The 7,388-nt window shown below is 30.2% G+C and carries 7 protein-coding genes and 2 pseudogenes; 5 read left to right on the top strand and 4 right to left on the bottom strand.

The features are described from left to right. Positions 1 to 134: pseudogene (locus HMPREF2881_RS00230) on the bottom strand (RimJ/RimL family protein N-acetyltransferase); the annotation flags it as partial. Positions 135 to 207: 73 nt separating this feature from the next. After that, positions 208 to 408: pseudogene (locus HMPREF2881_RS11370) on the bottom strand (RimJ/RimL family protein N-acetyltransferase); the annotation flags it as partial. A 177-nt stretch (positions 409 to 585) separates the two neighbouring features. On the opposite strand from HMPREF2881_RS11370, the gene HMPREF2881_RS00225 reads away from it, so the two are divergent. Beyond that, on the top strand, positions 586 to 2,160 hold the full coding sequence (locus tag HMPREF2881_RS00225; protein ID WP_002488125.1) for a BCCT family transporter: 1,575 nt from the start codon (positions 586 to 588) through the stop codon (positions 2,158 to 2,160). 229 nt (positions 2,161 to 2,389) lie between these two features. Here the strand turns inward: HMPREF2881_RS00225 and lepB are convergent, their stop codons facing one another. After that, positions 2,390 to 2,962 carry a signal peptidase I gene (gene lepB, locus HMPREF2881_RS00220; RefSeq protein WP_002447986.1) on the bottom strand — a complete coding sequence of 191 codons (573 nt, stop codon included), beginning with the start codon at positions 2,960 to 2,962 and terminating at the stop codon, positions 2,390 to 2,392. Between the two features lie 205 nt (positions 2,963 to 3,167). Between lepB and HMPREF2881_RS00215 the strand changes: the two genes are divergently transcribed. Genes HMPREF2881_RS00215 through HMPREF2881_RS00200 form a run of 4 tightly spaced genes read left to right on the top strand, consistent with a single transcriptional unit; the run spans position 3,168 to position 6,445 of the window. Continuing rightward, the gene (locus HMPREF2881_RS00215) at positions 3,168 to 3,575 is read left to right on the top strand and encodes a YxeA family protein (protein ID WP_037555695.1); all 408 of its coding nucleotides are present in this window, start codon (positions 3,168 to 3,170) and stop codon (positions 3,573 to 3,575) included. 23 nt (positions 3,576 to 3,598) lie between these two features. After that, entirely contained in the window at positions 3,599 to 4,357 is a 759-nt protein-coding gene (locus tag HMPREF2881_RS00210) for an ABC transporter ATP-binding protein (RefSeq protein WP_002448021.1), read from the top strand. Continuing rightward, entirely contained in the window at positions 4,347 to 6,227 is a 1,881-nt protein-coding gene (locus HMPREF2881_RS00205; protein WP_002488117.1) for an FtsX-like permease family protein, read from the top strand. The genes HMPREF2881_RS00210 and HMPREF2881_RS00205 overlap by 11 nt, the downstream gene beginning before the upstream one ends. Positions 6,228 to 6,253: 26 nt before the next feature. Then, positions 6,254 to 6,445: a VraH family peptide resistance protein gene (locus tag HMPREF2881_RS00200; RefSeq protein WP_002447970.1), complete on the top strand. Its 192-nt coding sequence runs from the start codon at positions 6,254 to 6,256 to the stop codon at positions 6,443 to 6,445. 41 nt (positions 6,446 to 6,486) lie between these two features. On the opposite strand, the gene HMPREF2881_RS00195 is transcribed toward HMPREF2881_RS00200, so the two are convergent. Beyond that, positions 6,487 to 7,062, bottom strand: a complete 576-nt coding sequence (locus HMPREF2881_RS00195) for a helix-turn-helix transcriptional regulator (RefSeq protein ID WP_002454546.1) — start codon at positions 7,060 to 7,062, stop codon at positions 6,487 to 6,489. Positions 7,063 to 7,388: the final 326 nt, after the last annotated feature.

Here is a 7,388-nt window from a genome sequence, read left to right as displayed (position 1 = left end):
TTCGTATATTCAACGAATGGTAGAAATTCTGCTAGATATTTGCGGTTACTATCTACTAATTTAAATAACTGCCCTGCTTCTCTTTCTTCTAATATCTTTAATTTAATATCTTTATCTATTTGATAACCAAAGATCATAACTATCCCACCCGCTTATATAATTATTAATGAACCTTAAAGAAAAAAACCGCTACTAAAGAGGATATGGAAATCCATCTCCACGAGCAAATTGCTGTAACACTAAATGGATAAAGTGTTTACTATCTTCCATCTTCTTCGTATATTCAACGAATGGTAGAAATTCTGCTAAGTAGTCACGATTTGAATCCACGAGTGTAAATAATTGTTCCGCTTCACGTTCCTCTAATATTTTCAGTTTAATATCTTTATATATTTGATAAATAAAAATATACAGTACTTTATTTCTTTTTTCAAAATATTCAATAAATTATACACATATTAATATGCTAAGTTTGCTAAAAAATATGAATTTATTAAATATTTTTAAAATTTTATATTGCTCTTTATTCGATATATGTTAATCTTTTATACATCTGTTTTATTAAATTTGAAAGGAGTTAAATACATGGAAAACAAATCTAAACAGTTTTCAAATGTGTTTATTTTTGCTTCAGTTATTGTAGGGTTACTGGTAATTATTGGAGCCATCTTCCCTAATCAATTTGGTTCAATTTCTGGAGCAATCGGAAGTTTTATTACAGAAACGTTTGGTTGGTACTATATGCTACTTATTAGCATTATTCTGATATTTTGTATCACACTTATTTTTCATCCAATTGGAAAGCTTAAGTTAGGAAAGCCTGATGATAAACCAGAATTTAATACCATTTCATGGTTAACAATGCTATTTAGTGCAGGTATGGGTATTGGACTTGTATTCTATGGATCTTCTGAGCCCATTTCACATTATCTATCGCCACCAACAGCGAGTAAAGAAACAGAAGCTGCTCTAGCTGAAGCCATGCGTTCAAGTTTCTTACATTATGGACTACATCCTTGGGCAGTTTACGGTATTGTTGCATTGGCTCTTGCATATACACAGTTTAGAAAAAATGACTTAGGACTCATTTCTCATACATTACGTCCTATTTTCGGAAATAAAGTAGAAGGTCCATTAGGTACTGTTATAGATGTTCTAGCCGTTTTTGCTACTATTATTGGGGTTGCAGTGTCACTTGGTGTTGGCGCCATGCAAATTAACGGTGGTTTAAATTATTTATTTGGAGTGCCAAACAATAAACTTATTCAAGGCATTATTATTCTAATTGTTACAGTTTTATTCTTAATTAGTGCTTGGAGTGGCTTAAGCAAAGGTATTCAGTATTTAAGTAATTTAAATATGCTTTTAGCTGCGATGTTATTTATTATTATTCTTATTGTAGGCCCTACAATTTTAATTATGAATATGTTTACATCCTCAATTGGTGAATATTTGAATACTCTTATTTTTAATAGCTTTGATGTTGCTCCACTTAACTCACAAAAACATGAATGGTTACAGTCATGGACGATTTATTATTGGGGCTGGTGGATGAGTTGGTCACCATTTGTAGGTATCTTCATTGCACGTATTTCAAAAGGTCGTTCGATCCGTGAATTCGTTATAGCAGTATTAGGTGTTCCTACAATTATTAGTATGCTATGGTTTACAGCCTTTGGTATTACTGGTATTGAAATTGGTAAGCAATCTAAACATATCTTTAGTATGCCACCTGAAACACAATTATTTGGTATTTTCAATGAAATGCCTATGGGTACAATTTTGTCATTTATCGCTATTATCTTAGTAGGCTCATTCTTTATTACATCCGCAGATTCAGCTACATTTGTATTAGGCATGCAAACATCATTTGGTCGTTTAAATCCATCGGGTTTTGTTAAAATTGTCTGGGGCGTGATGTTATCAGCGATTGCCTATGTACTTTTATTATCTGGTGGATCGACAGGTCTAGATGCGCTGCAATCTGCTGCTATTATTTCAGCATTACCATTTAGTTTTGTTGTTATTTTAATGATGATTTCATTTTTCAAAGATGCAAATCAAGAAAGAAAATACTTAGGTTTAACCTTACAACCTGATCATCAACGTAAAAAGGACTATATTAAAAATAACACAACTCAACAATCTAAAATCAAATAGGACAGAAACTGAGACATCATTAAATGTCTCAGTTTTTTTATTGATAGCCGATTATTGAATTGAACATGCATTTGTCGCAAGCTTTTTTCAACCTTAGTCCTCTTTTTTGGGGACGACACATTCAAAATGAATTCTATCTACTCTTGTAGTTTGTATAAGATATCTTCTAAAACTCTACTATAAAATAAAAGGTCACAGCGAATTGAAGACATTCGTTGTGACTTTATTTTTAAAATGTTCCTGGATTGAAGTTAGTCTTCCATTCATTAAATGGCCAATATCTCCAAACGACTTTACCTACAAGTTGTTTTTTATCTACTAGACCTACAACATCAAATCGGCTATCTATACTATTTTGTCTATTATCTCCTAAAACTAAATATTTATCTTTAGGAAGTTTCATTTCACCATTTGAACCTTTAATTTGACTTGATTTAAATGAGCCTGTTAAATATTGACCTTGTTTGTGTTTCTTATTGTAATCTAAATACGGTTCAGACACTTTTTTATTATTTACATATAATTGGTCTCCCTTATATTCTACTGTATCCCCTGGTGTACCAATCACACGTTTAATAAAATCACGTTTTGAATCTTCATGAAATACAACGACATCACCATTATCAATGTGATTCATAGATTTAGAAATTTTACTTATAATCACTTTATTGCGATCTTGAAACGTTGGATACATCGAAGACCCAGATACTGTATAGGATTCGCCAATAAACTTTGTTACTACAATAACAACCAGTAGCCCCACTACAATGGATATAACCCACTCCATGATTTCTCGTTTCACATTTCATCCCGCCTATCATTTGTTTTATTCTCGATGACTTCTACTCTATCATACATACTTTTCAAACACGTTTCATTCTTCTTACGATTGATTTCTATTTGAATCTTTCACATTCGTAAGATATCCCTCTTACTTTGTAAGGTTAGATAAAGGCACCGCTTCATTCACTCTTTTAAAATAAGAAGTGTAATAGAGATAAGGAGTGATGAGATTGAAATTATTATTAAGAATCATATTAACTATTCTTGTCATTATTGTAGTCATTATAGGTGGTTTATTTGGATTAAACGCATATTCAGACCAACATCCTAACAATCGTTCTATCAATGATTGGAATAAATTAAATCCCTTAGCACCAACGCATGAGTATTATGTTAAGACTCAAAAACCATCAAAAGTGGAAGTCATTGATAAGGAAAAAGACTTCTACATCTACCATTACAATCAAACAGGTTACACCAAAGATGGTAAAGCTAAAAACATTGATTACACAGCGTCTAAAAAATTAAAACAACATCATTACTTAGTTGTAAGCGAAAAATCTCACACCATTACATCATATAAAGAAGTAAAACAATCAGACATTCCAACTAAAGCGAAAGAAAAATTATAAAACTTACAAGGAGTATGAGAATCATGCCTATTTTAAACGTTAATCATGTATCAAAAATTTATGGAACGAAACAAAAATTTAAAGCACTACACGATATTAATTTTTCAGTCGATAAAGGAGAATTCGTTGCAATTATGGGCCCATCTGGTTCAGGTAAGACAACCCTTCTTAATGTTATCAGTTCGATTGATAGCATTTCAGACGGTACTGTAGAAATCAGTGGCAATGAGATAAACCAGTTGTCTAATAAAAAATTAGCACAATTTCGTAAGAAAGAACTTGGTTTTATTTTCCAAGATTATAGCGTTTTACCTACATTAACAGTTAAAGAAAATATTATGTTGCCATTATCTGTCCAAAAAATGAAAAAAGATGAAATGGAAAAAAACTATCAAGACGTCACAGAGGCACTTGGTATTTATGATTTAAGTGATAAATATCCTAGTGAAATTTCTGGAGGTCAACAACAACGTACAGCTGCTGCACGTGCTTTTGTACATCGACCATCCATCATTTTTGCAGATGAACCCACAGGTGCACTGGATTCAAAAAGTGCACAAGATTTACTTCATCGCTTAGAAGATATGAACAAACAATTTAATAGTACGATTATTATGGTTACTCATGATCCTTCAGCAGCAAGTTTTGCACAACGTGTCATTATGTTAAAAGATGGCGATATTCATTCAGACATTCATCAACAAAGTAAAACAAAATCTACATTTTACAATGAAATTATTCAATTACAATCAGCCCTAGGCGGTGTGGCAAATGACGTTTAATCAAATTACATTAAAGAATTTAAAAAGTAATATCAAACATTATGTATTATATCTTTTTTCATTAATCTTAAGCATCATCTTATATTTTAGTTTTGTCACATTACAATACACACATAGCTTAAATAATGGTTCATCAAAAATAATCAATCAAGGTGCAAAAGTTGGTTCAGTTTTTTTATTCATTACGATTATCATTTTCTTAATGTATGCGAACCATCTATTTATTAAACGTCGTACACGTGAATTTGCATTATTCGAACTCATTGGACTAACACGTGGTAACATTCTTAGAATGCTTGCTATCGAACAAATCACTTTATTTATTAGTACAGGCATTATTGGCGTTATCATTGGTATTTTAGGTTCAAAATTATTGCTTTCAATATTAATAAAACTGATGCATTTACACATTCATGCATCTATAGGATTTGAAGTAGCTGCTTTAATTCAAACAATGATCATGCTAATGTTAGCGTTTATTTTAATTATGTTAGAAAATGCGATCTTTTTAAAACGAAGAACCATACTTTCTATGATGAAAGACAGTATGAAAACAGAAGCAGTAAAAGCGAAAATCACCACGCCAGAATGTATTGCTGGTATTCTTGGACTCATAATGATGATGTTAGGTTATTATATGTCTACAGAAATGTTTGGTAAATTTCAAGAATTAACAATGGCCTTATTAACGCCATTTATTATTTTATTCTTAACTGTAGTAGGCGCATATTTGTTTTTCAGAAGTTCAGTTTCAATTATTTTTAAATCTTTAAAAAAATCAAAACAGGGTCGTGTCTCTATCACTGATGTCGTCTTTACATCTTCGATTATGTATAGAATGAAGAAAAATGCGATGTCTTTAACTATTATTACAGTCATTTCAGCAGTTACAGTAACAATATTGTGTTTCGGAGCAATTAGTAAAGCAAATGCTGACTTTAATATTCAATCATCGTCACCTCAAGATATTAACTTTACTAAAGTAAAGATGGCCCAACAATTTGAACATCAACTTAACCAACACGGTATACCATATACAAAAAAAACGTATGAAAATGCCAATACCCATATTATTGAAAATGATGTCATTAAAAGTAAAACGGGTAATGCAATGCAAAATGAAAGTATATCAATTATGGCTGATCCTCATATCAAAGGTCATCACGCTACAATTACAAATTTACAAGGTCCACTTTCAATGATGTTTAATGTTCAAATTCATAAAGATTTAAAACTAAAAGGGCAACAAGTAAAGACATTTTATGTAGATAAAAAAGATTTAAATGAAATCATTCCAATGGATGCTTCACTGGGTGGACCAGTACTTAAAATTAGCGCAGACAACTATAATGCTTTAAAAACAAAAAATCAACTTACACATCATTATGGTTTTAATATTAAGCATCATAGCGATCTTTCAAAAGCTGAAACATTAGCTAAAAAAGGAAACCAAAATGTAGTTTTAAAAAGTGAAACCAAAAAAGCAATTGATGAAAGTAATGGCATTCTTATATTTGTCACTTCTTTCTTAGGTCTTGCATTTTTAGTGGCAGCTGGTTGCATTATTTATATTAAACAAATGGATGAAACTGAAGATGAAATAAATAATTATCGTATTCTGCGACGTATTGGTTTTACAAATACTGATATGATAAAAGGACTAGCCTTAAAAATTATATTCAATTTCGGTTTACCATTAGTTGTTTCTTTACTCCATGCCTTTTTTGCAGCAAACGCATTTATGATCTTAATAGGTAATTATACATTGACACCTATCTTCATTGTTATGATTATCTATTCGCTCGTATATCTGATATTTGCAGTTATTTCGTTCATTCATTCAGAACGCATCATTAAAGACGCCATTTAAATAATAAATTGAAAGGACATGTTAAAATGACTATTAAAGAAATGATTCAACACGCATATGACGACTTAGTAAGTTTAAAAGTAAATTGGTTTAATGGTATCATGTTAGCTCTGATAGTATTAGTTGTTAGTAGCATTACAACGCCATTTATTGGTGTGCCGGTAGGCTTACTTGGCGGTGGCTATATTTTGAAAAGATACGAAAAAAATAACCATTAGAATAAAAAAGGAAGCTCAAAATAAATTGAGCTTCTCTTTCATTAATATTTTAAAAATATCTCTGTTAAATATATACTTAAATAACACATACATAAAAATAAACCCACTATAAAAATAAAAGATAATATACTAGTAAATAGATTCCTTTTTTCACTAGATTTTACTTCGTTTGGATCTTTACCATTCATAAAAGCTACTATTCTATCGTAGTTATCTAAATTATATTTATACTTAATTTTATCTATTTGAGTACCACTATAAAAGCTAATTAAAAAAAGAATAGCAATTATTATAAATCCCCATGAATTAAAATAATATAAGAGAGGACCTATAAGTATAGAAGACAAAGTAAATCCAATAATCATAACTAACGACCAAATGTTCATTTTTCTTTTTATAGATTCTTGTTTATTTGAATTTAAATCTCCTCTAACTAAATCATCTAGTGAGATATCAAACAACTCACACATTACTAGTAAATTATGAATATCTGGATAACTCTTTTCATTTTCCCAATTTGATATTGTCTGTCTAGAAACATATAATTTTTCTGCTAAGTATTCTTGAGAATATTCATCTCTTTCTCGATATTTTCTTATTTGTTGACCGATATTCATTCATTCACCTCGTTATAAATTAAACTATTTTTATTTAATTTTTAAAATCATAATACTATATTTATAAAAGCGTTTTTTCTAATAAAAGGCTATCAATTTTCTTTTACATTATCTTAGTTTTAGTGTAAAAAATGTTTTACATTTTAGTATATCGCAATATTTTAAGATCTTTAGAACAAATATAAGCAAAGTATTGGTGGTGAAATTCCTAAAGGGGTAGGACAAATTAAAGATTGAGACCTTAATCATAAATAAACATGAAAAGACTTTGAGTTGACATAAACTGAAACCATCCCCTAGGAAAGCGAAATCGTATAATACTGATT

The organism is Staphylococcus sp. HMSC057A08, assembly GCF_001812925.1.
Taxonomy (GTDB): domain Bacteria; phylum Bacillota; class Bacilli; order Staphylococcales; family Staphylococcaceae; genus Staphylococcus; species Staphylococcus hominis.
The sequence above is the reverse complement of the archived record's forward strand: the minus strand, read 5'-3'. Positions and strand labels throughout refer to the sequence as shown.